Origin of the sequence: Motiliproteus sp. SC1-56, assembly GCF_017309075.1 — a bacterium.
In the GTDB taxonomy this organism is placed as follows: domain Bacteria; phylum Pseudomonadota; class Gammaproteobacteria; order Pseudomonadales; family Balneatricaceae; genus Motiliproteus.
Genome location: NZ_JAEMGS010000003.1, coordinates 212,389 through 234,264, shown reverse-complemented (window position 1 = coordinate 234,264; position 21,876 = coordinate 212,389). Strand labels below are relative to the sequence as shown.

The 21,876-nt window shown below is 62.6% G+C and carries 24 protein-coding genes; 6 read left to right on the top strand and 18 right to left on the bottom strand.

What is annotated here, in order from left to right; all coding sequences use genetic code 11:
• Positions 1–87: 87 nt before the first annotated feature.
• The gene (locus JGZ97_RS04765; RefSeq protein WP_207061463.1) at positions 88–567 is read left to right on the top strand and encodes a peptidylprolyl isomerase; all 480 of its coding nucleotides are present in this window, start codon (positions 88–90) and stop codon (positions 565–567) included.
• Between the two features lie 84 nt (positions 568–651).
• Here JGZ97_RS04765 and JGZ97_RS04760 read toward each other — a convergent pair whose 3' ends face one another.
• The 5 genes from JGZ97_RS04760 to JGZ97_RS04740 form a co-directional block, all read right to left on the bottom strand.
• The gene (locus JGZ97_RS04760) at positions 652–1,167 is read right to left on the bottom strand and encodes a GNAT family N-acetyltransferase (protein WP_207061462.1); all 516 of its coding nucleotides are present in this window, start codon (positions 1,165–1,167) and stop codon (positions 652–654) included.
• Between the two features lie 245 nt (positions 1,168–1,412).
• The gene (locus JGZ97_RS04755; protein ID WP_207061461.1) at positions 1,413–1,736 is read right to left on the bottom strand and encodes a DUF3301 domain-containing protein; all 324 of its coding nucleotides are present in this window, start codon (positions 1,734–1,736) and stop codon (positions 1,413–1,415) included.
• 13 nt (positions 1,737–1,749) lie between these two features.
• Positions 1,750–2,283: a DUF2058 domain-containing protein gene (locus JGZ97_RS04750; RefSeq protein ID WP_207061460.1), complete on the bottom strand. Its 534-nt coding sequence runs from the start codon at positions 2,281–2,283 to the stop codon at positions 1,750–1,752.
• A gap of 129 nt (positions 2,284–2,412) precedes the next feature.
• Positions 2,413–3,426 (bottom strand): hypothetical protein, encoded by a 1,014-nt coding sequence (locus tag JGZ97_RS04745; protein ID WP_242521540.1) that lies wholly within the window; start codon positions 3,424–3,426, stop codon positions 2,413–2,415.
• Positions 3,427–3,486: 60 nt separating this feature from the next.
• Positions 3,487–3,726, bottom strand: a complete 240-nt coding sequence (locus tag JGZ97_RS04740) for a hypothetical protein (protein ID WP_207061459.1) — start codon at positions 3,724–3,726, stop codon at positions 3,487–3,489.
• 91 nt (positions 3,727–3,817) lie between these two features.
• On the opposite strand from JGZ97_RS04740, the gene JGZ97_RS04735 reads away from it, so the two are divergent.
• Both JGZ97_RS04735 and JGZ97_RS04730 read left to right on the top strand, forming a co-directional pair.
• A complete protein-coding gene (locus JGZ97_RS04735; RefSeq protein ID WP_207061458.1) occupies positions 3,818–4,726 on the top strand; it encodes a DMT family transporter in 909 nt (302 codons plus the stop codon).
• 102 nt (positions 4,727–4,828) lie between these two features.
• A complete protein-coding gene (locus JGZ97_RS04730) occupies positions 4,829–5,089 on the top strand; it encodes a hypothetical protein (RefSeq protein ID WP_207061457.1) in 261 nt (86 codons plus the stop codon).
• Here the strand turns inward: JGZ97_RS04730 and rarD are convergent.
• From rarD to JGZ97_RS04715, 3 genes are all read right to left on the bottom strand, one after another.
• On the bottom strand, positions 5,086–5,979 hold the full coding sequence (gene rarD, locus JGZ97_RS04725) for an EamA family transporter RarD (RefSeq protein ID WP_242521539.1): 894 nt from the start codon (positions 5,977–5,979) through the stop codon (positions 5,086–5,088). The two genes, JGZ97_RS04730 and rarD, sit on opposite strands and share 4 nt — an antisense overlap.
• 87 nt (positions 5,980–6,066) lie before the next feature.
• Positions 6,067–6,582 carry a hypothetical protein gene (locus tag JGZ97_RS04720; protein ID WP_207061456.1) on the bottom strand — a complete coding sequence of 172 codons (516 nt, stop codon included), beginning with the start codon at positions 6,580–6,582 and terminating at the stop codon, positions 6,067–6,069.
• Complete coding sequence (locus JGZ97_RS04715) at positions 6,569–7,300, bottom strand: SURF1 family protein (protein ID WP_207061455.1); 732 nt, start codon at positions 7,298–7,300, stop codon at positions 6,569–6,571. The genes JGZ97_RS04720 and JGZ97_RS04715 overlap by 14 nt, the downstream gene beginning before the upstream one ends.
• On the opposite strand from JGZ97_RS04715, the gene JGZ97_RS04710 reads away from it, so the two are divergent.
• The gene (locus JGZ97_RS04710; protein WP_207061454.1) at positions 7,299–7,511 is read left to right on the top strand and encodes a DUF2909 family protein; all 213 of its coding nucleotides are present in this window, start codon (positions 7,299–7,301) and stop codon (positions 7,509–7,511) included. The two genes, JGZ97_RS04715 and JGZ97_RS04710, sit on opposite strands and share 2 nt — an antisense overlap.
• Here the strand turns inward: JGZ97_RS04710 and JGZ97_RS04705 are convergent.
• From JGZ97_RS04705 to coxB, 4 genes are read right to left on the bottom strand one after another with little or no spacing between them, the layout of a single operon-like run.
• Positions 7,508–8,389, bottom strand: coding sequence for a cytochrome c oxidase subunit 3 (locus JGZ97_RS04705; RefSeq protein ID WP_207061453.1), 882 nt, complete (start codon positions 8,387–8,389; stop codon positions 7,508–7,510). The two genes, JGZ97_RS04710 and JGZ97_RS04705, sit on opposite strands and share 4 nt — an antisense overlap.
• Positions 8,386–8,925 (bottom strand): cytochrome c oxidase assembly protein, encoded by a 540-nt coding sequence (locus tag JGZ97_RS04700; protein ID WP_207061452.1) that lies wholly within the window; start codon positions 8,923–8,925, stop codon positions 8,386–8,388. Before JGZ97_RS04700 ends, JGZ97_RS04705 begins: the two co-directional genes overlap by 4 nt.
• Before the next feature lie 3 nt (positions 8,926–8,928).
• Positions 8,929–10,515: a cytochrome c oxidase subunit I gene (ctaD, locus tag JGZ97_RS04695; RefSeq protein WP_207061451.1), complete on the bottom strand. Its 1,587-nt coding sequence runs from the start codon at positions 10,513–10,515 to the stop codon at positions 8,929–8,931.
• Between the two features lie 3 nt (positions 10,516–10,518).
• The gene (gene coxB, locus JGZ97_RS04690) at positions 10,519–11,640 is read right to left on the bottom strand and encodes a cytochrome c oxidase subunit II (protein WP_207061450.1); all 1,122 of its coding nucleotides are present in this window, start codon (positions 11,638–11,640) and stop codon (positions 10,519–10,521) included.
• A gap of 180 nt (positions 11,641–11,820) precedes the next feature.
• Here coxB and JGZ97_RS04685 point away from each other — a divergent pair, with 180 nt between their 5' ends.
• Together JGZ97_RS04685 and JGZ97_RS04680 are read left to right on the top strand one after the other, a co-directional pair.
• A complete protein-coding gene (locus JGZ97_RS04685) occupies positions 11,821–12,522 on the top strand; it encodes a tRNA/rRNA methyltransferase (RefSeq protein WP_207061449.1) in 702 nt (233 codons plus the stop codon).
• 71 nt (positions 12,523–12,593) lie between these two features.
• Positions 12,594–12,863, top strand: coding sequence for a DUF6482 family protein (locus JGZ97_RS04680; protein WP_207061448.1), 270 nt, complete (start codon positions 12,594–12,596; stop codon positions 12,861–12,863).
• 101 nt (positions 12,864–12,964) lie between these two features.
• On the opposite strand, the gene JGZ97_RS04675 is transcribed toward JGZ97_RS04680, so the two are convergent.
• The 6 genes from JGZ97_RS04675 to pap form a co-directional block, all read right to left on the bottom strand.
• Positions 12,965–14,485, bottom strand: coding sequence for a SpoVR family protein (locus tag JGZ97_RS04675; protein ID WP_207061447.1), 1,521 nt, complete (start codon positions 14,483–14,485; stop codon positions 12,965–12,967).
• A gap of 126 nt (positions 14,486–14,611) precedes the next feature.
• A complete protein-coding gene (locus tag JGZ97_RS04670; RefSeq protein WP_207061446.1) occupies positions 14,612–15,895 on the bottom strand; it encodes a YeaH/YhbH family protein in 1,284 nt (427 codons plus the stop codon).
• Between the two features lie 35 nt (positions 15,896–15,930).
• Positions 15,931–17,853, bottom strand: coding sequence for a PrkA family serine protein kinase (locus JGZ97_RS04665; protein WP_207061445.1), 1,923 nt, complete (start codon positions 17,851–17,853; stop codon positions 15,931–15,933).
• 229 nt (positions 17,854–18,082) lie between these two features.
• Positions 18,083–19,210 carry a carboxylate-amine ligase gene (locus tag JGZ97_RS04660; RefSeq protein WP_207061444.1) on the bottom strand — a complete coding sequence of 376 codons (1,128 nt, stop codon included), beginning with the start codon at positions 19,208–19,210 and terminating at the stop codon, positions 18,083–18,085.
• Between the two features lie 20 nt (positions 19,211–19,230).
• A complete protein-coding gene (locus tag JGZ97_RS04655; protein ID WP_207061443.1) occupies positions 19,231–20,076 on the bottom strand; it encodes an N-formylglutamate amidohydrolase in 846 nt (281 codons plus the stop codon).
• Between the two features lie 105 nt (positions 20,077–20,181).
• Positions 20,182–21,807 (bottom strand): polyphosphate:AMP phosphotransferase, encoded by a 1,626-nt coding sequence (gene pap, locus JGZ97_RS04650; protein WP_207061442.1) that lies wholly within the window; start codon positions 21,805–21,807, stop codon positions 20,182–20,184.
• Between the last annotated feature and the right edge of the window lie 69 nt (positions 21,808–21,876).

Here is a 21,876-nt window from a genome sequence, read left to right as displayed (position 1 = left end):
AGATCAATGGATTCGCGCGTCAAGGTACCATCCGGGCGGCGAAGCCGTTATCCTGCGCACACACTCATCAACCAACGCGGAGCTTTCATGCAGATTGCCGACAAAAAAGTAGCGAGTATTCACTATACCCTCACCGATGATCAGGGGGAGGTGATCGACTCGTCCAGCGGGGGTGAGCCGTTAACCTACCTGCACGGCGCCAGCAATATCATTCCCGGCCTGGAGTCGGCCCTGACCGGCAAGGTCACCGGGGATAAGCTGAGCGTGACCGTGGCCCCCGAAGAGGGTTACGGACCGGTGCACCCGGACCTGGTGCAGACGGTTTCAAAGGAAGCCTTCACCGGCGTCGAGGAGATTGCCGAGGGCATGCGTTTTCAGGCCAGCACCGCCAACGGCCAGCTTTCTGTGGTCGTCACCAAAGTGGAAGGCGATCAGGTCACCGTTGACGGTAACCATCCCCTGGCAGGTCAGAACCTCAATTTCGAGGTGGAAGTGGCCGACGTCCGGGAAGCCTCAGAAGACGAGCTGGCGCACGGTCACGTGCACAGCGCGGGCTGTAACCACTAAGGGCGTAGCCCCGGGGCGGCGGTTATGCCGCCCCTTGCTGTACCTTTCGTCTCCCTTCTTGAATGCGCGCCGGTTCTGCCTGACTTAGAGGTAGAGTCCCATCTGGATCTCGTCCAGGTAGCGGTTCTGCTGCTTCAGCGAGAGCGGCTCCACTCCTTCGATGCGAAATCCCAGGCCCCGGTAGAGGTGCATGGCCGCGACCGCCTCCCCAGTCAGCTCCAGCACCAGCTTTTCCACCCCGTCCATGGCCTGCGCCTCGCGGATCGCCCGTTGGCAGAGCTGGCTGGCGACAGCCCTACGCCGTTGCCCGGGGTCCACCATCAACCCCCATATCCGCGCCTTGTGACGGAGGTAGTCGCCGTACAGCCGTTCCAGGGCCAGGCTGCCCAGCAACTGCCCACCGGGGCCAAAGGCGCCCCAGAGGCAGCCGTCGTGCAGCCGGGCGAAGCGCTCGATCAACTGCTCGAAGTCGAGCAGGGGTTGACGCTGCACTTCGGCGGCGCTGGTGCAGAAACAGTGGGGATCATGGCGCACGTTGGCTAGGCGCAGTTGCTGCAGCAGGGGCGCGTCTTTTTGGCCCAGGGGGCGAATGGTCAGCATGGGCAGCCCCTGTTAAAGCAGGCACGGGGCAACCGGCAGGGGGCGGCTAAGACAAAGACAAAGAAAAAGAAAAAGGGGGGTGGGCTAGGCATCGTTACTATCTGGCGCTCTAGGGTTCGGGTCATTATGAACCTGGCGCTTGGCGCTGCCCATGGGACTTTGGTTAGGCGCGGGGGAAGGCGGAGGCCGGCAGAAAAGGGGCCAGGGGCCGTGACGTAATCCGGCGCTTCAGGGGGAATGGGGCATCAAGGCCCCATTCTGTGCGGCTCCAGCTGGATGCCCTCGATCCGCCGCCCCAGCAGGATCACCCGGCCCCGGTAACGCTCGTCCCCGGTGGAGGAAAACTCAAACAGGTAAGAGCGCCAGAAGCGCAGCCGGCCCCCGGGATCGCGCTTGAGCCAGAGACCGCGCAGCACCAGGGTATCGTCCAGCAGCTGCAGATCCAGCTCCCGGCAATAGCGGCGGCAGGCCTGGTAGGCGAGCTCCTTGACCCCCTTGGCGCTCCACCAGTACTGCAGCAACACGAAGGCGAACAACAGCCAGAGCAGGTCGGTCGGGGCCAGGGTCATGGGCAGGCTCCGGTTACCACATCAGATCGTCGGGAATTTGGTACTCGGCGTAAGGATCGTCTTCGTCCGGGGCAACCTCCGGCTCGTTCAGCACCACCACGCTCTGGCTGTCCCGCTGGCTGATCTTTTCTGCCACCTTGGCCGGCACCAGAGCATAGCCTTCGCCAAAGCGTACGATCGCCAGCTGGCCCCGGCTGAGGGGGGTAACCAGCTCGTCCTTGATGTAGATTCGCTTGATCTGGCGCCCGTCGCTGAAGTTGTAGGCGGTTTCACCGTCGCTGTCGCGCAGGCGGTTGCTCTCGATCAACTGGCGAACCTGGGCGGCAATGGCGTTGCGTTCGGCCAGGGCCTGCTTTTCCCGGTTCAGCGCCCGGTCCCGCTCGGCCTTTTCGGCCTTCGCCTGCTGGCTGCGCAGAAGCGCCTCGGCTTCATCCTGGCCCGGCTTTTTGCCCTGCTGCTTGCGGTTTTTGTGCTTTTCCTTCTTGGCGTTCTGGAGCTTTTTCTTATCGACCAGCCCCGCCTTCATCAGTTGATCCTGCAGACTCATGGATCGGACTCCTCGGTGTTTGTTTGGCGCTGAATAGCCGCGATGGCAGGCCAATGATAGCGGGCGCGGGGGCGTGCGTCAGCCCGCCCGGGGGAAACGGCAACCCGCGGCCGGTAAAAAGCCGCGCGTTCAATCCCCGGCATGCCGACGCGGACGCGTTGGATGGGTTGCCGAGGAGCTGGCCGGCGGCGGATAGAGGAGGTGGCGCGCCTTGAAGGCCGGTGAGCGCCTGTCGATCCAGCGGCTTAGCAGCGCCACCAGCAGCAGGGAGTACCCCAGGCGCAGCCATAACACCCCGGAGATGTGGGCGCCCAGCAACAGGATTAGCAGGGTGTCTTCGATCAGGCTGTGACACAGCCCCAGCAGTGCCATGGCGCAGAAGACGTCCCGCGCACGAATATGGCCGGCCTGTGCCTCCTTGATCAGCAGGCCGCCGCCGAAGGAGAGCCCCAGGGTGATACCGATGATGGTGAGCATGGTTGCCTGGGGTCCGATGCCCAGCACCCGCAACAGGGGCTGCAGCAGCCACTGCATGAGCCGCTCGACGCCCAACAGGCGCAGCAGCTTGAGTGCACTGAGCAGGACGATGATGACGACCTGGATCATCAACAGGCTCTCGAGCTGAGCGCGGGCCCAGCCCGCGAGGCTGGGATCCACCGGCGCCGGCTGCCAGAGCAAGGTATTGGGTTGCTCCAGCCAGCCTCCCAGCCCGTAAATCCGGTGTAGCAACCAGGCGAACAGCAGGCCGCCACCGATCCGCAGCAGGAGCGTCGCACGCAGCCTGACCCCGGCTTTCTGGGCGATGCGCGCTTCCACTGGCAGACCGTGGGCCATCAGCATCAGGCCTCCCAGGACGGTTACCTGGGCCACGCTCAAGGAGGCGGGGTCGGACTGGGTGAAGAAGATCAGCATGCCCGCGTAGATATTAGTGACCAGCGTTGCCGCCCACACCAGGCCCAGGCTGTCGGGCAACCCCACCAGCGCCATCACCGGGCCGAGCAGCCGGGCCAGCAGCTCGACGCCGCCCAGCTCTTCCAGGATCTTGACCACGATGATGACCGGAATCATCAGCCGGAACAGGGTCACGGAAACGGTGAAAACCTCCTGGCCCAGTTCCCTGAAAAACGGTTTTAAACGATTCATCTCTTTGTGTTGAATGCGGTGGTGTGGGGCTGCAAGGGGGGCGTCAACCCGGCCGTGGCGCTAGCCGAACAGCGGCACATAGGCGCCGATGCGCCGTTCGAAGCGGGGAATGGCGGCGATTTTTTGTGCCAGGAGTTGGGCGTGCAGGCGGCTGGTTTCCACTTCGACCCAGACGGTGACCGAGTCGGGATCGCCGTCGCGGTCAAACCGGGTGATGCGAATAAGGGCGGGATCGGGAAACAGCTCGGCAATGGCCGCAGCATCAATCTCCCGGGGCAGGTTGGTTAGCTGAATTTTCATAGCGGGGTCTTTGAAGGCTTCTTTACAGCTTGCCGGGCGCGTCAAACTTATTTACCGTGCCGGAAAGCCCACTGCCCCAAAGCTAAACGCCATGAGCCGTCAAAGTAAAGCCTATCTGTTTGGATTAGCAGCCGTTCTCTGCTGGTCCACGGTTGCCACCGCCTTCAAGCTGAGCCTGGCGCACCTGAGCCCGGCCCAGCTGCTGTTTTTCGCTGCCCTGGTTTCCTGGCTGTTGCTGGGGGGGATGCTGGCGTTAAAAGGGGAGCTGGTGCGGGTGCTGAGCGTGTCCCGTTCGGACTGTCTCGCGTCTCTCGTGTTCGGCGCCATCAACCCCTGTGCATACTACTTAGTGCTGTTCCAGGCCTATGCGCTGTTGCCGGCTCAGGAAGCCCAGGCCATCAATTACACCTGGGCGCTGACCATGGCGCTGCTGGCGGTGCCGCTGCTCGGCCATCGTTTGCGGCTGCAGGAGCTGGCCGCGGCGCTGGTCTGTTACCTGGGGGTGCTGGTGATCTCCACCCGCGGCGAGTTGCTGACGCTGGAGTTCGCCAACGGCCAGGGGGTGGCGCTTGCCCTGGCCAGCACGGTGCTCTGGGCTCTGTACTGGATACTCAATGCCCGCGACCAGCGCGACCCGGTGCAGGGGCTGTTTCTTAATTTCAGTTTCGGGGTGCCGCTGGTGGCGCTTTATTGTTTTTGGCAGGGGGAGTTTAGCGGTTTGAGCCTGGCCGGCCTTCCCGGGGCGGTTTACGTGGGTGTCTTTGAGATGGGGCTGAGCTTCGTGCTCTGGCTCAATGCCATGCGTTATACCGAGAGTACCGCCCGGATTTCCAACCTGATTTTTATCTCGCCCTTCCTCTCCCTGGTGTTTATCTACTTTCTGCTGGGTGAGCCGATTTTGCCCTCGACCCTGTGGGGGCTGGGGCTGATTCTGACGGGGCTGCTGCTCCAGCAACTGCGCCGGCGCGAGCCGGTTCCCGTGAGCGAGGTCAATACCTGAGTGAAGTGTTCAAAAAATAGGAATTTATCCAATGTCGTTGTGGCCGGGCTCTGACCATACTCCAGTCTAAGGAAGGGGTATGAACACAAAAGGAGCTTGGGCATGGGTTATTCACGCCTATCTGACCGGCTGGCCTTTGATATTAAGTTCCTGCTCTGGCGGGCCGAAGTGCATGTCATGTCGCCGGAGGAGATTGCCAGTCGTTACCGCGAAATTGAACAGCGTTATCTTTCACTTGCCGAAGAGCGCGAGGACCAGGAAAAACTGCGCGCCGAAATTGCCTCCTGGCGCGGGCCGCTGAGCCAGGTGGCCGGTCTTAACGGGCGGGCGCCCCTGTCCGCCTCCACCTCGGGCCTGCGCTAGTCCGCAGCCAACGTCCGGTGCCGGGTGGCTCGCCAGGCACCGGCGGTAAACACCCCCAGAGCAATCCAGATCAACCCGAAGGCCACCAGCTGGTGGCTATGTAGCGGTTCCCCGAACAACCAGACCGCGGTGACGAACTGCAGGCTCGGATTGATGTACATCATAAAGCCCACCGCCGTCAGGGTGAGCCGCTTGGCCGCGGCCGCGAAGGCGAGCAGGGGCAGGGCGGTGATGACCCCCGACCCTATCAACAGGGCGGTGGTGCCCACACCCTGTTGAGTAAACTGGCTCAGACCGTTTCCCGCCAGCCAGCCCCAGTAGAGCAGGGCCAGGGGTAGCATCAGCATGGTTTCAATAAAAAGCCCGCTGAGGGTGTCCACCGGCGCTCGTTTGCGTACCAGACCATAAATGCCAAATGACAGGGCCAGGGCCAGGGAGATCCAGGGCAGGCGCCCCACGGCGAGGATCTGCCAAACCACGGCCAGCAGGGCCAGTGAAACCGCGACCAGGGCGTAAGCGGAGAGGCGCTCGCCGAGAAAGAGTCGGGCCAGCAGCACGCTGATCAGTGGGGTCAGGAAATACCCGAGGCTGGTGGAGAGAACCTGCTGTTGGGCCACGGCCCAGATAAAGACCAGCCAGTTGGTCGAGATCAGCAGCGCGGAAACCACTAGCCAGCCCAGGCAGCTACGGTCTTTAAGGACGTCGCGAACGCCCTGCCAGCGACCGGATAAACCCAGCAGGGCGGCGACGAAGAGGCAGGACCAGACCACCCGCTGAAGCAGCACCTGGTCGGCGTCTACCGTGGCGATCAGTTTGAAGAACAGCGGGAAAAAACCCCACATGCCGTAGGCAGTGAACCCCAGCAGTAACCCCTGTGTGCGCGCGTTCAATGTGATGACCACCTGCTGAAAAAGTGGACAAGGGTAACGCCTCGGGTCACGAGGTAAAAGCGCTTAATCGCCCGACCGTCGCTTGCGTTAACCGATGCGGGAGGCGCGCAGCAGCTTTTTGAGGTCTTTAAGGATGGCCCGGGGATCGCTCTTTAGCGGGTAGTGCAGCACCAGGTTGCCAAGGGGGTCGCTCAGATAGACTTGCGGCTGGGAAGGAAGGGACGCCCCGGCCCCCGGTTGCAGGCTGTTTAGCTGGGGCTCGGGTTGGGGCAGGATCAGTTGGTAGGCCACGCGGTGGCGCTCTCGGCCCAGGGCACGTTGAACCCGGTCCAGGCGGTCCAGCCAGTTCTGACATCCTGAGGCACAGCCCTCCGGTTGCCACAGCAGCAGTTGCCAGCGGCCGTCCGGCTCGAAGGGCTGGCCATCGGGCTGGTGCAACTGCCACGCGCTCAGCTGTCGCCCTGGCGGGGCCAGTTCGCCGCGATTACTGGTGTCTTGCGGCAGCCACCAGTGACTGCTGACCAGGGACCAGGCCAGCATCAGCGGCCCCGCCGAAAAAAGCAGGATCGCAAGTAGGGGTAGATGGCGTTTAACGGCGCTCATGGTTGTGCCTCAAGGTCATCGCGTAATAAACACTCATTATTGTTAATGCCAAGGCCAGCAGTGCCCACTGCAGGGCATATCCCTGGTGCCGCGCCGGGGTCATGCGTGGAGGCGGCCAGCGGGTGTCAAAGCCCGGGGCAAGGGACCTGTCGAGGCGCAGTTGCCGTGGCAGAAGGTCAAGTCCGGTCTCCAGACGCAGGGCCTCGATGTCCAGCGTCTGTACCCGCTTGGGCCAGCCGGGACTCCATCGGGGTGAACCCAGGGTCGGCGGGGTCGGAAGGGGCAACAGGCGCCCCTGGAGCTGTGCAGCGGTCGGCAGCGTCGGCAGTTGGGGCAGGTGATCGCGGATGGCCGGTGCGGCCACCCAGCCCAGATTGATCAGCAGCGCGGGGCCTTGCGCGGTGGTGAAGGGAACAAGGACCTCGTAACCCGCCCGCCCGTCCCGGGTGCGGTTATCCAGTAGCAGCGACCACTTCTGATGGGGGGTGCCCATGAGCCGGTAAGCGCCTTCCAGGGGCAGGGGAGAAGGCGGGAGTGTTTGCAGATAGTGCGTGGGCGCTTTGCCAAGGGCGCTTTTGCGCTCGGCTTTCTGCCACTGCCACCCGGCCAGAAACAGGCAGAGGGGGATGAACAGCGCCGCCAGGAGCAGGGGCGTCAACTTGTAGAGCGACCGGCCTTGGGCTTTACTGAAAACTGACCCGTTAAGGTGCTCGGCCATGTCCTTCACCGTCCTACTGTTGTTGCTTTTTGCCGCCGCCCTTGTCTCCTTGGGCGGCGGTCTCGTTTTCATGTTGCGGGGTGGCGGCCGTTCGCTCTACCGCTCTCTGATGCTGCGGGTTCTTTTCTGCGCCCTGCTGGTGGCGCTGGTCATCATTGGGCTTCTCAGCGGTCAGTTGGCCTACCGGGCGCCCTGGCTGGCAGGCGTTTAAAGGATGTAAACGAACAGAAACAGCCCCACCCAGACCACATCCACAAAGTGCCAGTACCAGATCACCGCTTCCAAGCCGAAGTGGTTCTGGGCGTCAAAGTGGCCCTTGAGCAGCCGCAGGGTGACGATGATCAGCATCAGGGTGCCCAGGGTGACATGCAGGCCATGGAATCCTGTGAGTATGAAGAAGGTGGCGCCGTAGATGCCCGCGTGGAGGGTGAGTCCCAGCTTTGTATAGGCCTCGTGGTACTCGTAGAGCTGCAGGGAGAGAAACACCAGCCCCAGGGCGATGGTGATGCCTAGCCATGCCGCCGCGCGGCTGCGCCGCGCCTCCTGCAGGGCACCGAGGCCCAGGGTGGCGGTAAAGCTGGAGCTGATCAGCAGCAGGGTGTTGACCAGGGGGATCTGCCACGGGCTGATGACCGCGCGGGGACCTGGAAACTGCGCGCTGTCGGGCGGCGACAGGAGCGGCCAGTGGGCTTCGAAGCCCTGCCAGAGCTGGTTGCTGATCCCTTTTTCTCCTTCACCGCCCAGCCAGGGCACGGCCAAAACACGGACATAGAACAGGGCGCCGAAGAAGGCGGCGAAGAACATGACCTCCGAAAAGATGAACCAGCCCATGCCCCAGCGAAAGGAACGGTCCATCTGCGCGCTGTAGAGTCCCAGCCGGCTCTCGCTCACCACATGGGCGAACCACCCGAACAGCACCACCACCATCACCAGCGCGCCGGCCAGCAGCAGGTAAAGCCCGGGACTGGTGCCCTCCCGGCCCAGTCCGTTGATCAGGCTGCCGGCTCCGAACGCCATCAGGAAGAGGGCCAGGGAGGCAATAATCGGCCAGCGGCTGTCGCTGGGCACGTAATAGGTCTGGGTGGTCATAGCGCCGCTCCCGTCTCTTTTGAGGGGGTAATGTCGTACAGGGTGTAGGACAGGGTCAGGGTGTGCAGGTGCTCGGGAAGCCGCGGTGAAACGGTGAACGCCAGCGGCATGCGGCGCTCTTCTCCCGCCGCGACGGCCTGCTCCTCGAAGCAGAAGCACTGGATTTTGTTCAGAAATTCGACTGCCTCGGCCGGCGCCACGCTGGGCACCGCCCGGATCACTCGGTCCTCTTCGGAGCGGTTGTGAACTACAAACGCGGTCTCCTGCAGCTGCCCCGGGTGGAGCTGAAAAGTGGGAACTTCGGGGCGCAGGGAGGCCCGCAGCCCGGGGCTGCCCGAGGAGATTAGCTGCACCTTGACCGTACGCCCGGCATCAATGAACTCGACCCGCTCCCGGCCCTGCTCAACCTTGCCGTTGAGACCGGTGATGCGACAGAAAACGTCATAGAGCGGGACCAGGGCGAAGCCGAACCCGAACATGGCCACGGAGCCGGCCACAAGCCCGGTAATCAGCCGGCGGTTCTGGGCCCCGGCCACGACTCAGTCCACCCGCGGCGGGGTCTGGTGAGTGTGGTAGGGGGCCGGGGAAGGCAGTTCCCACTCCAGCCCCTCGGCCCCGTCCCAGGGGCGGGCCGGGGCGCCGCGGCCGTCGCGCACGCAGCGGACGATGTTGTAAATCAGCAGCAGCTGGGAGAAGCCGAACAAGAAGGCGCCGAGGCTGGCGACCATGTTGAAATCGGCAAACTGCAGGGCGTAGTCGGGAATTCGCCGGGGCATGCCGGCCAGGCCGATAAAGTGCATGGGGAAAAAGGTCAGGTTGACGCCGATAAAGGAGAGCCAGAAGTGCACCTTGCCCATGGTTTCGTTGTACATCCGCCCGGTCCACTTGGGCAGCCAGTAGTAGGTGGCGGCGATAATCGAGAAGATCGCCCCGGGAACCAGCACGTAGTGAAAGTGGGCCACCACGAAATAGGTGTCGTGGTACTGGAAGTCGGCCGGTGCAATCGCCAGCATCAGCCCGGAGAAACCGCCGATGGTGAACAGCACCACGAAGGCCAGGGCAAAGAGCATGGGGGTCTCGAAGGTCATGGAGCCGCGAAAGAGGGTGGCGACCCAGTTGAATATCTTCACCCCCGTGGGGACGGCTATCAGCATGGTGGTGAACATGAAGAACAGTTCACCGACCAGCGGCAGGCCCACGGTGAACATGTGGTGGGCCCAGACGATAAAGGAGAGCACGGCGATGGCGGCGGTGGCGTAGACCATGGAGGCGTAGCCGAACACCCGCTTGCGGGCGAAGGTGGGAATGATCTGGGAGATGATGCCGAAGGCCGGCAGGATCATGATGTAGACCTCGGGGTGACCGAAGAACCAGAAGATGTGCTGGAACAGCACCGGGTCGCCGCCGCCGGCGGCGTTGAAGAAGCTGGTGCCGAAATGCACATCCAGGAGCATCATGGTGACCACTCCGGCCAGCACCGGCATCACCGCGATCAGCAGGAAGGCCGTGATCAGCCAGTTCCAGACGAACAGGGGCATTTTCATCAGGGTCATTCCCGGTGCCCGCATGTTGAGAATGGTGGCGATGATGTTGATCGCCCCCATGATGGAGCTGATCCCCATCATGTGCACCGCGAAGATAAAGTAGGTGACGCTGGGGGGCGCGTAGGTGGTGGAGAGGGGGGCGTAGAAGGTCCAGCCGAAGTTGGGTGCCCCGCCCTCCATGAACAGGGTGGAGATCATCAGGGCGAAGGCGAAGGGCAGGATCCAGAAACTCCAGTTGTTGAGCCGCGGCAGCGCCATGTCGGGGGCGCCGATCATCAGCGGAACCTGCCAGTTGGCCAGGCCCACGAAGGCGGGCATGACTGCGCCGAACACCATGATCAGTCCGTGCATGGTGGTCATCTGGTTGAAGAACTCCGGCTGCACCAGCTGCAGTCCCGGCTGAAACAGCTCGGCCCGGATCAGCAGGGCCATGACCCCGCCCACCATGAACAGGCTTAGACTGAACACCAGGTAGAGGGTGCCGATGTCCTTGTGGTTGGTGGTGAACAGCCAGCGGCTTAGCCCCGGTGCCGGTCCGTGGTGCGCCGCTTGGGAACCCTCGGCAGTGGTGGCGGTGGTCATGATTTACTCCTTACCCAAGGCCTGGTTGATCTGCGCCGGGGTCACCCGGTCGCCGCTGTCGTTACCCCAGGCGTTGCGCTCATAGGTGATGACCGCCGCCAGATCCACTGCGCCGAGCTGGTCGGCAAAAGCCTGCATGGCGGTGTTGGTCTTGCCGAACGCGACAACCTCGATGTGCTCCGCGATCGGGCCGGTGACCACCGCGCTGCCCTTGAGGGCGGGGAAGACGTTGGGTACCCCTTCGCCCCCGGCCTGGTGGCAGGCGCTGCAGCTTTGCTGGTAGACGGTTTCGCCCCGCGCCATCAGCTCGGCCAGGGTCCAGTCTTTGGCCTGGGCGGCGCTCTTGGCGGCTTCAGCCTCGGCGCGGGTCGCGGCCACCCACTGCTGGTACTCGGCCTCGGGTTTGACCTCTACCACCACCGGCATGAAACCGTGCAGGCGGCCGCAAAGCTCCGTGCACTGGCCGCGGTAGATTCCCGGTTCGTCCACCCGGGTCCAGGCTTCGTTGATAAAGCCGGGAATGGCGTCCTTCTTCACCGCCAGGGCGGGCACCCACCAGGAGTGGATCACGTCATTGGCGGTGAGCAGAAAGCGGACTTTCTTGCCGGCTGGAATCACCAGCGGACGGTCCACCTCCAGCAGGTAGTTGTCGCCCTTCTCCGTCAGGTTGTTGATCTGGTTCTGGGGGGTGCTGAGGTTGCTGAAGAAGTCGATCTCTTCGTCAAGGTAGGTGTAGCGCCACTTCCACTGGTAGCCGGTGATGCGTACGGTCAAATCGCCTTCGTCGCGGTCGTACATCTCGATCAGGGTGGCGGCGGAGGGGATGGCCATAAACACCAGGATGGCGGCGGGGATCAGGGTCCAGAGTACTTCCAGCCCCGGGTGTTCGTGAAACTTGTGTGGTTTGAAGCCCTTGGATTTGCGGTGCCTGACCAGGGCCCAGCCCATGATGCCAAACAGGACCACCCCAATGGCCACGCAGACCCAGAAGATCAGCATATGCAGGTCGTGAACCGAGCGGCTGATCGCGGTCACCCCGATGGGCAGGTTGACCTCCCAGGCGGCGAGCAGGGGCGGGCTGGCCCCTGCCGCCAAAAATAACAGCCCGCCATGAACTGGCTTCATCCCACATCCCCTTCTCGGTGGGGCTTTCGCCCCGGGAAGTTTGGACTGCACTTAAGACCTACTGCTCTGGTCAGTTAAGGCCAAGTATAGATGAAGGCTCAGGTTGTGCAGGTCGGTATCACGACGGTGCGTGCTATAGTGCGCTTCCCCGTAACGATGACGGTGAGCGCGTAACGCACCATGGACTTGAGTTTTATTCTTTTCGAACCCCAGGTACCGGAGAATGCCGGTGCCGCCTGCCGCGCCCTGAAGACCATGGGGTTTGGTCCGCCGCGGGTCGTCAACAGCGCGGTCCAGCAGGCCCCGGAGGCGCGCTGGCTGGCCCACGGATCCGCGGATCTGCTGGATAATATCGAGACCTTTCCGACCCTGGAAGCGGCCCTGGCGGACCGGGACCTGGTGATCGGCACCAGCGCCAAACCCCGGGGGCGGCTGCGTCAGCTCCACCCGCCGGAGGCGCTTGCTGAGCTGCTGCGAGAAAAGGCCGCTACGGCAGGGCGGGTGGCGTTGCTGTTCGGCCGCGAGGACCGAGGCCTGTCCAATGCCGAGCTCGACCGCTGCGATCTGCTTACCTCGATTCCCCTGGCGGTCAGCTACCCCTCGCTCAACTTGGCACAGGCGGTGATGCTCTACGCCTATTGCTTGTCCGGGCTGAGTCCCGGGGCGGCGGCGTCAAAGCCGGCTAAGAATCCGGCGGGACAACTGCAGGCGCTCAAGGGGCGGGTGGAGGCGCTGATGGATCTGCTGGAACAGCCTGCGCAGAGCAACCTGCGGGGCTGGGTTCAGGCGCGGCTGGTGAGGATGGAGGCTGAGGATATTCATTACCTGCACGCGCTCTGTACGGCCCTGGAAAGGAAACTGCGGGACAACAACGGGGTCTAATGGGCCGCCGAGGTAAAGGCTCTATCGGCCTTGGCGCATGCCTATCCATTTGGCAGGCCAGGAGGCGGCCCATGAAATACAGCGATTTTACCGAAGAGGCTCAGCAGGGACGGGTTTCGGCGATCAATATTCTCTCCAACGAGGGGGATATTTATACCGCCGAGGCGGTGATTCACGGCACGGGCTACACCATTGAACGGCGGGACTCCGCCGAGCCCCTGTGCTTTCACAGTTACCGAGAAGCCAAGCAGCAGTTCGAGTTTCTGAAAAATACCCCGGTCAGGCTGCAGCCGTCCCATGCCTACGAGGAGATGGTGGGAGAACCGGGGATGGAGTCCTGAGCCGGCGACCGGCGCCCCGAGGGCGCCGGTCGTGGGTGCCTGTTTCTACCGCAGCCCCGGCGTTTATGGCCAATTTTCAGGCGGGCTGTATGAACGAGGGGCTAGTGAGCAATTCCCGGGCTTTCTGGTCGGGGCGGGCAGTGGAAAGTCTTCACTACCTCATCTCCCTTGACCGACTCCAGGCGCACATCAAACCCCCAAAGCCTGTGCACGTGGCGCAACATCTCCTCGGTGCTTTCCCCAAGGGGGCGGTCATTGTGCTGGAAGTGGCGCAGGGTCAGTGAGCGGTCTCCGCGTACGTTGACGCTGTAGACCTGAATGTTGGGCTCGCGGGTACCCAGGTTGTACTGCTCGGCCAGGTTGCGCCGCACTTCCCGGTAGCCGCTCTCGTCGTGAATCGCCGAGACCACCAGGTTGCTGCGTTTCTCATCATCCAGAACGGTGAACAGGTGCAGCTCGCGCATTAGCCTTGGTGACAGGAACTGCTGAATAAAGCTCTCGTCCTTGTAGTTGCGCATCGCTTCGTGGAGCGTATCCAGCCAGTCGGCCCCGGCGATCTCCGGAAACCACTCCCGGTCCTCGTCGGTGGGGTTTTCGCAGATGCGCTTGATGTCCTGGTACATGTTGTAGCCCAGGGTATAGGGATTGATGCCGCTGTAGTAGGGGCTGTCGTAGGGGGGCTGGTAGATGACGCTGGAGTGGGAGTGGAGGAACTCCATCATGAACCCGTCGGTGACCAGGTTTTTCTCGTAGAGGGCGTGTAACAGGGTGTAGTGCCAGAACGAAGCCCAGCCCTCGTTCATCACCTGGGTCTGTTTCTGGGGATAGAAGTACTGGGCGATTTTTCGCACGATGCGGATCACTTCCCGTTGCCAAGGCTCCAGCAGGGGGGCATTTTTCTCCATGAAGTAGAGGATGTTCTCCTCCGGCTCCTTGGGGTAGCGGGGGTACTTGGGACGGGTCTCGTCCTCATCTGCATGCTTCTTGGGAATGGTGTCCCAGAGGGCGTTGACCTGCTGCTGCAGGATTTCGCTGCGCTTTTTCTGCCGCTTACGCTCTTCCTCGGCGGAGATCGGGTGTGGTCGCTTGTAGCGGTTGACGCCGTAATTCATCAGCGCGTGGCAGGAGTCCAGCAGCTTCTCCACTTCGTCGATACCGTAGCGCTCTTCGCATTCGGCGATGTAGTGCTTGGCGAAGAGCAGGTAGTCGATGATGGCGCTGGCGTTGGTCCAGGTGCGGAACAGGTAGTTGCCCTTGAAAAAGGAGTTGTGGCCGTAACAGGCGTGGGCGATGACCAGCGCCTGCATGGTCATGGTGTTCTCCTCCATCAGGTAGGCGATGCTCGGCGAGGAGTTGATGACGATCTCGTAGGCCAGGCCCATGTGGCCGCGCCGGTAATTCTGTTGCGTATTGACGAACTGCTTGCCGAAGGACCAGTGGTGGTAGTTGAGGGGCATGCCCACCGAGGAATAGGCATCCATCATCTGCTCGGAGGTGATCACCTCGATCTGGTTGGGATAGGTGTCGAGTTTGAACCTTTCCGCCTCCTTGGCGATGGCTTGATCGTAAGCTTCCAGAAGCTCGAAGGTCCACTCCGAGCCTGTGGAGATCGGTTGATTCATCGTACCTCCTGGGTATGAAGCGGGCGCCTCGCCCGGGGGAGAACCCCTCCCCAGGACCCCGGCCGTACCGCGGGGGAACAGCCAGGTGACAGCGCCAGGTAAAGGGTCGCGGTCATCTTCAGTGCACTACCCCGTCCGTTGTTCGCGGCGGGAGAAGAGTTCGCGGAACACGGGGTAGATATCCCCGACGGTTTCGATCTTCTCCATGGCGAACACATCCGGAAAGGCTTCACGCACCCGTTCGTATTCGAACCAGAGGTTCTGGTGCTCTCCGGTGGTGATCTCCACGTAGGAAAAGTACTGCACCTTGGGCATGATCCGCTCCAGCAGTAGGTCCCGGCAGGCGTCGGAATCGCCATCCCAGTTGTCGCCATCGGAGGCCTGGGCCACGTAGATGTTCCAGTCCCCCGGGGGGTAGCGCGCCTCGATAACCTCGGCGGTCAGGGCGATGGCGCTGGAAACGATGGTGCCGCCGGTCTCCCGGGAGTAGAAAAACTCCTCCTCGTCGACCTCCTTGGCCTGGGTGTGGTGGCGGATAAACACCACGTCGATGCGCTTGTAGGCGCGTTTGAGGAACATGTATAGCAGCAGGAAAAAGCGCTTGGCCATGTCCTTGATGCTCTGGGTCATGGATCCCGAGACGTCCATCACACAGAACATGACCGCCTTGGAGCTGGGCACCGGAGTCTTGATCAGGTTGTTGAACTTGAGGTCAAAGGTGTCCAGGAAGGGCATGCGGCTGACCTTGGCCCGCAACAGCTCCAGCTCCTCGTCGATATCGGCCAGGCGGATGTCCCGGGCGTCGTCGGCGGGCTGCTCGAGCAGCTCCGCCTTTTCCCGTTCCAAGGCCTTGATCTGGCGCCGGCTGCTGCCCGAGAGGGCGATGCGCCGGGCATGGGCGCCGCGCAGGGAGCGCACGATATTGAGCCGTTCGGGGTTGCCCTGGTTGGTAAAGCCCGCCTGCACCGTCTTGTAGTCGCTGCTGTCGGCGAGCTGTTTCTTGACCATGTGGGGCAGCTCGAGGTCCTCGAAGAGAAACTCCAGGAACTCGTCGCGATCGATCTGGAAGACAAACTCGTCCTCGCCCTCGCCGCTGTTGCTGGCCTTGCCGCCACCGCCGCCGGCGCCGCCCCCCCGGGGTCGCTGGATCTCGTCGCCGGGCACAAACTCCTTGTTGCCGGGAAAGACCCGGGTATTCACCCCGCCGGGCCCGTGGTGAAACACAGGCTCGGAGAGGTCGCGGCTGGGAATGGTGATTTCCGAGCCGCTCTCAAGGTCGGTGATGCTGCGCTGCTTGACCGCGTCCGATACCGCCTTTTTGATGTGGTTGCGGTAACGGCGCAGAAACCGCTGCCGGTTCACCGAACTCTTGTTCTTGCCGTTGAGGCGTCGGTCGATGATATAGCTCATCGGGTAACTCCTGAGTCGCTTATCGGGACCTTCGCTTACTGGGACTTACGTACGCGTATGTACCACTCTGAGAGCAGGCGTACCTGCTTTTCAGTGTAACCGCGTTCGATCATCCGCTTGACGAACTCCTCGTGCTTGTTCTTGTCTTCGGAGGAGGCCTTGGCGTTGAACGAGATCACCGGCAACAGGTCCTCGGTGTTGGAGAACATCTTCTTCTCGATCACCGAGCGCATCTTCTCGTAGCTGAGCCACGAGGGGTTCTTGCCGTTGTTGTTGGCCCGGGCCCGCAGTACGAAGTTGACGATCTCGTGGCGGAAGTCCTTGGGGTTACTGATCCCCGCCGGCTTCTCGATCTTCTCCAGCTCTTCGTTGATGGCGGTGCGGTCCAGAATATCGCCGGTCTCGGGGTCACGGTATTCCTGGTCCTGGATCCAGAAGTCGGCGTAGGTCACGTAGCGATCGAAAATGTTCTGGCCGTATTCGGAGTAGGACTCCAGGTACGCGGTCTGGATCTCCTTACCCAGGAACTCGATATACTTGGGCGCCAGGAACTCCTTGATAAAGCGGATGTACTTGTCCTGCAGCTCCTGTGGGAACTGCTGCTGCTCCACCTCCTTCTCGAGCACGTAGAGCAGGTGCACCGGGTTGGCGGCCACCTCCGAGGGGTCGAAGTTGAACACCTTGGAGAGGATCTTGAAGGCGAAGCGGGTGGAGAGGCCGTCCATCCCCTCGTTGACCCCAGCGTTGTCCTTGTACTCCTGGATCGACTTGGCCTTGGGATCGGTGTCCTTCAGGTTCTCGCCGTCGTAAACCCGCATCTTGGAGTAGAGGCTGGAGTTTTCCGGCTCTTTCATCCGCGACAGCACGGTAAACTGGGCCAGCATCTTGAGGGTGTCCGGGGCGCAGGGGGACTCGTTCAGGGAGCTGTGCTCCAGCAGCTTCTCGTAGATCCGGATCTCCTCGGAAACCCGGGTGCAGTAGGGCACCTTGACGATGTAGACCCGGTCGATGAAGGCTTCGTTGGTCTTGTTGTTCTTGAAGGTCTGCCATTCCGACTCGTTGGAGTGGGCCAGTATCACCCCCTCGAAGGGGATCGAGCCCATTCCCTCGGTGCTGTTGTAGTTACCTTCCTGGGTAGCGGTCAGCAGCGGGTGTAGCACCTTGATGGGCGCCTTGAACATCTCCACGAATTCCAGGATACCCTGGTTGGCTTTGCACAGTCCCCCGGAGAAGCTGTAGGCGTCGGGGTCGTGCTGGGCGAAATCCTCCAGCATGCGGATATCCACCTTACCCACCAGGGAGGAGATGTCCTGGTTGTTTTCGTCGCCGGGCTCGGTTTTGGCCACGGCAATCTGGTCCAGGATCGAGGGGTACAGCTTCACCACCCGGAACTTGCTGATGTCGCCCTTGAACTCGTGCAGGCGTTTGACCGCCCAGGGGGACATGACGCCGCTGAGGTAGCGGCGGGGAATGCCGTACTCCTCCTGCAGGATGGTGGCGTCCTCCTCCGGGTTGAACAGCCCCAGGGGTGATTCGTTGACCGGCGAGCCCTTGATGGCATAAAAGGGAATCCGCTCCATCAGCTCCTTGAGCCGTTCGGCCAGGGAGGATTTACCGCCGCCCACAGGCCCCAGCAGGTACAGGATCTGTTTTTTCTCCTCCAGTCCCTGGGCGGCGTGCCTGAAGTAGGAGACGATCTGCTCGATGCACTCCTCCATGCCGTAGAACTCCTTGAAGGAGGGGTAGCGCTTGATCAGCTTATTAGAAAAGATACGGCTCATCCTGGGGTCGCGGGCGGTGTCCACCAGTTCGGGTTCGCCAATCGCGGCCAGCATCCGCTCAGCGGCGCTGGCATAGACACTCGGGTCTTGCTTGCAGAGCTCCAGATACTCCTGGAGACTCAGTTCCTCCTCCTGAGTCGCTTCGTATCGATTCTGATAGTTGCTGAATATATTCATAATCAATCACCTTTAAAGCTCATAAGGCCGGGGCTGATTGGAAAGCTCCATTTCCGACCTGGCGTCTCCCGGGCCTGGTCGCGCCACCTTTTTATTGTAGTTGGCTTTTTTCAGGCAAATCCGCAACTTATAGCGGGATAAACGCCCCTTATATGGGTTGGACAGCGCTCGGGGGCCGATGGTTGCTGGCTTTTTCGGTTTTACAATGTTTTTACAGCGGGGGGGGGGGCTACACGCGCAGGGTCTCTTTCATCAGCCAGTCCACCACTTTGCGCATCCCCTCGTCGTGGGAGCCCGAGCGCGACTGGGCCTGGCGGTAAACCCGTCGCTGGGCGTCGGCGCTGGTGCCGCGGCGCAGAATCCGGCGGGCGTGTCGTATCTCCTTGAGGCAGCCCAGCTCGCGGGCCGACCCGGTAAGCAGGGTCAGCCACTCCTCCAGCAGCTCCTTGTAGGCTTCTTTTTTACTCTCTCCGAAGTCGATCATGCCCTCGTCGATGCCGTAGCGCTGGGCCCGCCAGCGGTTCTCCTGGATCAGCATGGGGGAGTACTGGCGCCAGCGCTGGTTGTCCTGGCGCAGCTGGTAGAGCATTTTCAGGGTGCTCAGATAGAGCGCCGCGATGCAGATGGCGTCGTCCAGCCGGGTGCAGACGTCGGTGATCCGCATCTCCAGGGTCGGGAAGTGATTGGAGGGGCGCACGTCCCACCAGAGCATGGAGGCGTCCTTGATCAACCCCGTGCGGACCAGTACATCCACGTGCCGCTGGTACTCGGCGTAGCTGTGGAAGGTGTCCGGCAGCCCGGTGCGCGGCAGCTCGTTGAACACGGAGAGCCGGTAGGACTTGAGCCCGGTGTCGTCACCGCCCCAGAACGGGGAGGAGGTGCTCAGGGCCAGCAAGTGAGGCAGGAAGTAAACCACCTGATTCATCAGGTCGATGCGCAGGTCGTTGTCGGCGATACCGACATGCACGTGCATGCCGCAGGTCAGCAGTCGGCGCACCACGCCTTGCAGGTCCTCGGCCAGGTTGTCGTAGCGCTCGGCCTGAGTGTGCTGCTGCTCGATCCAGAATGCGGAGGGGTGGCTGGAGGCGGCGATGATTGCCAGTCCGTAACCGTCGGCGATTTCGGCCAGGGTGGTGCGCAGGTGGGCCAGGTTCTCCCGCGCTTCCTGCACGCTGTGGCAGACCTTGGTGCCCACCTCGATCTGGGCGCGGAGGAACTCGTGGGTCACCATGTTGGGCAGGGCCTTGGCGCAGGCCTTGAACAGGGCCTCGGGGGGATCGGCAGCGAGCTGCCGCGAGGCCCGGTTAACCAGCAGGTACTCCTCCTCGATACCCAGGGTAAAGTTGCTATCGCCCATGGACGCCGCCGCCACCCCGCTCAGACCGCCTGCTCGGTCTGGTCGGGATAGAAGCGAACCTGGAAGACATCGGCGTGTTTCATTATTTCCTGCAGGCCGTCGCTCAGTTTGTCGGCCCACCAGAGGCAGGCCTCGTGGCTCTCCAGCAGGTCCTGGCGGATCTCGATGGCGCAGTTGGGGAGTCCCTGGGCATGGCCGTGGCGGTCGATGGTGTAGGCGAATTCGCGCCCCGAGTAGGGCTCGTTATCGCCGATCATCAGATGCTCGTGGCGACGCAGGTGGGCCATCAGTGGTTTGGCGATGCGCGGGTCCTGGTTCCAGAGCATGCCGGCGTGCCAGGGGCGCGGCTGGCCGCCGCGCATGGCCGGGGTGAAGGTGTGAATGGAGAAGATCATCGGGGCTTTGACAAATGCCCCCAGGGCCAGTAGCTGGCGCTCGATCTCGTGGTGGTAGGGGTCGGATATCCGCAGCACCCGTTGCCGTCGCTCCTCGGGTGTGAGTCCCTGGTTGCCGGGAATGGGGTGGTTGTCGCTCACCTCGGGAATCAGCGAGGGTTCGTTTAGCTTCGGGTCCCGGTTGACGTCGATCAACAGGCGCGAGTAGTTGGCCAGTACCGCCCGGCATTCGAGCCGGTCCGAAAGCAGCTGCACCAGGTCGGCGGCGCCGCGGTCCCAGGCGATATGGTCTTCACGCAGGCTGGGGGGCAGCCCCAGGTGGTTGAGGTGGGGCGGAATGTAGTTGGAGGCATGGTCACACACCAGCAGCAGCGGCGCGACGGCGGTGGGGTTGATCAGGGTAAAGGCACGTGGATCGTCTGGAGAGAGCAGTGAGCCCGCCTGCTTGGGTCGGGGGTTCGTAGTGTCCATTGCTGGGCTCCCCTAAGTTGGATGAGTGGTACGAGTAGCGTGAGTCGATGTTTGAATCAGGCTGTCGCTGGCAGGCCGGATCCCAAACAGCCTGCCCTAGAAAGCTTAGTCCGAATCGGTTGGGGCAGTGGCGGTCTCCGCCTCGGCGCTCGCCAGCGCTGCTCGCGGGGCGGACTGCTGTTGGTCGAGGCGCGCTTTGAGCTGGTCGCGAAAGGTCTCCAGCACCTTGATTCGGGCGTAACGCTTGTTGTTGGCTTCCACCAGGGTCCAGGGGGCGACGTGGGAGCTGGTGCGCTCGACCATATCGTGCACGGCGCGCTCGTAATCGGCCCACTTCTCCCGGTTGCGCCAGTCTTCGTCGGTGAGCTTCCAGCGCTTGTGGGGGGTCTCGGCCCGGGCGTCGAAACGGGCCAGTTGCTCCTCGGGGGTGATATCCAGCCAGTATTTCACCAGGATGAGGCCCCGCTCCACCAGCTGCTCCTCGAAATCGTTGATCTCATGGTAGGCGCGCATCCAGTCGCTTTGACGGCTGAAACCTTCGACGCGCTCAACCAGCACTCGCCCGTACCAGCTCCGATCGAAGATCGACAGGTGGCCGGCGCGCGGCAGGTGACGCCAGAAGCGCCACAGGTAGTGGTGGGCCCGCTCCTCGTCGGTGGGGGCGGCGATGGGAATGACCTTGTATAAGCGGGCCTCCAGGGCGCGGGTGAGGCGGCGAATGGCCCCCCCCTTGCCGGCCGCGTCCCAGCCCTCGAAGACCAGGACGCTGGCGATCCCCTGGCGCTCGGCCTCGCGGTAGAGTTGATTAACCTCCTTGTGCAGACGCTTGAGGTCGTTCCGATAACGCTCCTTGTCGAGTCTCAAGTTGCTGTCCAAGGCAGAGAGCACCGTGGGAAAGTCGGGGCGGTCCACCTTGCGGGCCCGCTTGCGCAGGGCTTTTCCGTTCTCGCCGTTGTTGCCGGAGGTACCCTTTTTCGCCGGGAGGGGAGGGGCGGCGAGGTCCGTTTTTCGCCGCTCGAAGGTTTGCAGGTGACGGACGATGGCGTCGCGAATGCGGGTGGCCACGGCAGTGGCGCTGTAGCGAATATCGGTGCCCTCGATCAGGCTCCAGGGCGCGTCTCCGGTGCTGGTGCGGCGAATGCAGTGTTCGGCGGTGGCGATGAAGGCGTCGTAGAGGCGCCAGTGCTTCCAGTCTCTGTCGGTGACCTGCCAGCTGTTGAGTGGGTCCTGCTCCAGGGTTTTAAAGCGGGTCTGTTGTGATTGCTTATCCAGGTGCAGCCAGAATTTCAGGATCAGCGCGCCGTCGTCGGCCAGCGCCTGCTCCATGTTCATGATGCGGTTCAGCTCCTCGTCGAACTGGGCCAGCCCGGTTTCGCCGTAGACCCGCGCCAGGATGGGGCGGGAATACCAGGCGCTGAGGAACAGGCCGATCTGCCCCTTGGGCGGCAGGTCCCGCCAGTAGCGCCAGTAGGTGGGGCGCTCGCGCTCCTCCTGGCTGGGCGGCCCGTAGGCGTTGGTGACCAGCCAGCGGGGGTCGGTCCACTCGTTGAGCAGGTTGCAGATCTCCCCCTTGCCGGCGCCGTCGACGCCGGCAAAGAGGACGATGACCGGGAACCGGCGGGCGGCCCGCAGTTCGCGCTGAGCCGCGAGCAGCTCTTCGCGCAGGCGCGGAACCCGCTGTTTGTACTCATCGGGGGCCAGGGTGCGGCCCAGCTCGGCGGTTTCGAACATCTGCCCACTCCTGTTTCAGCGCGTCGCCCGGGTGCCGGCTGGCGGCATTCTTCTGGGCTCATTTGTTGG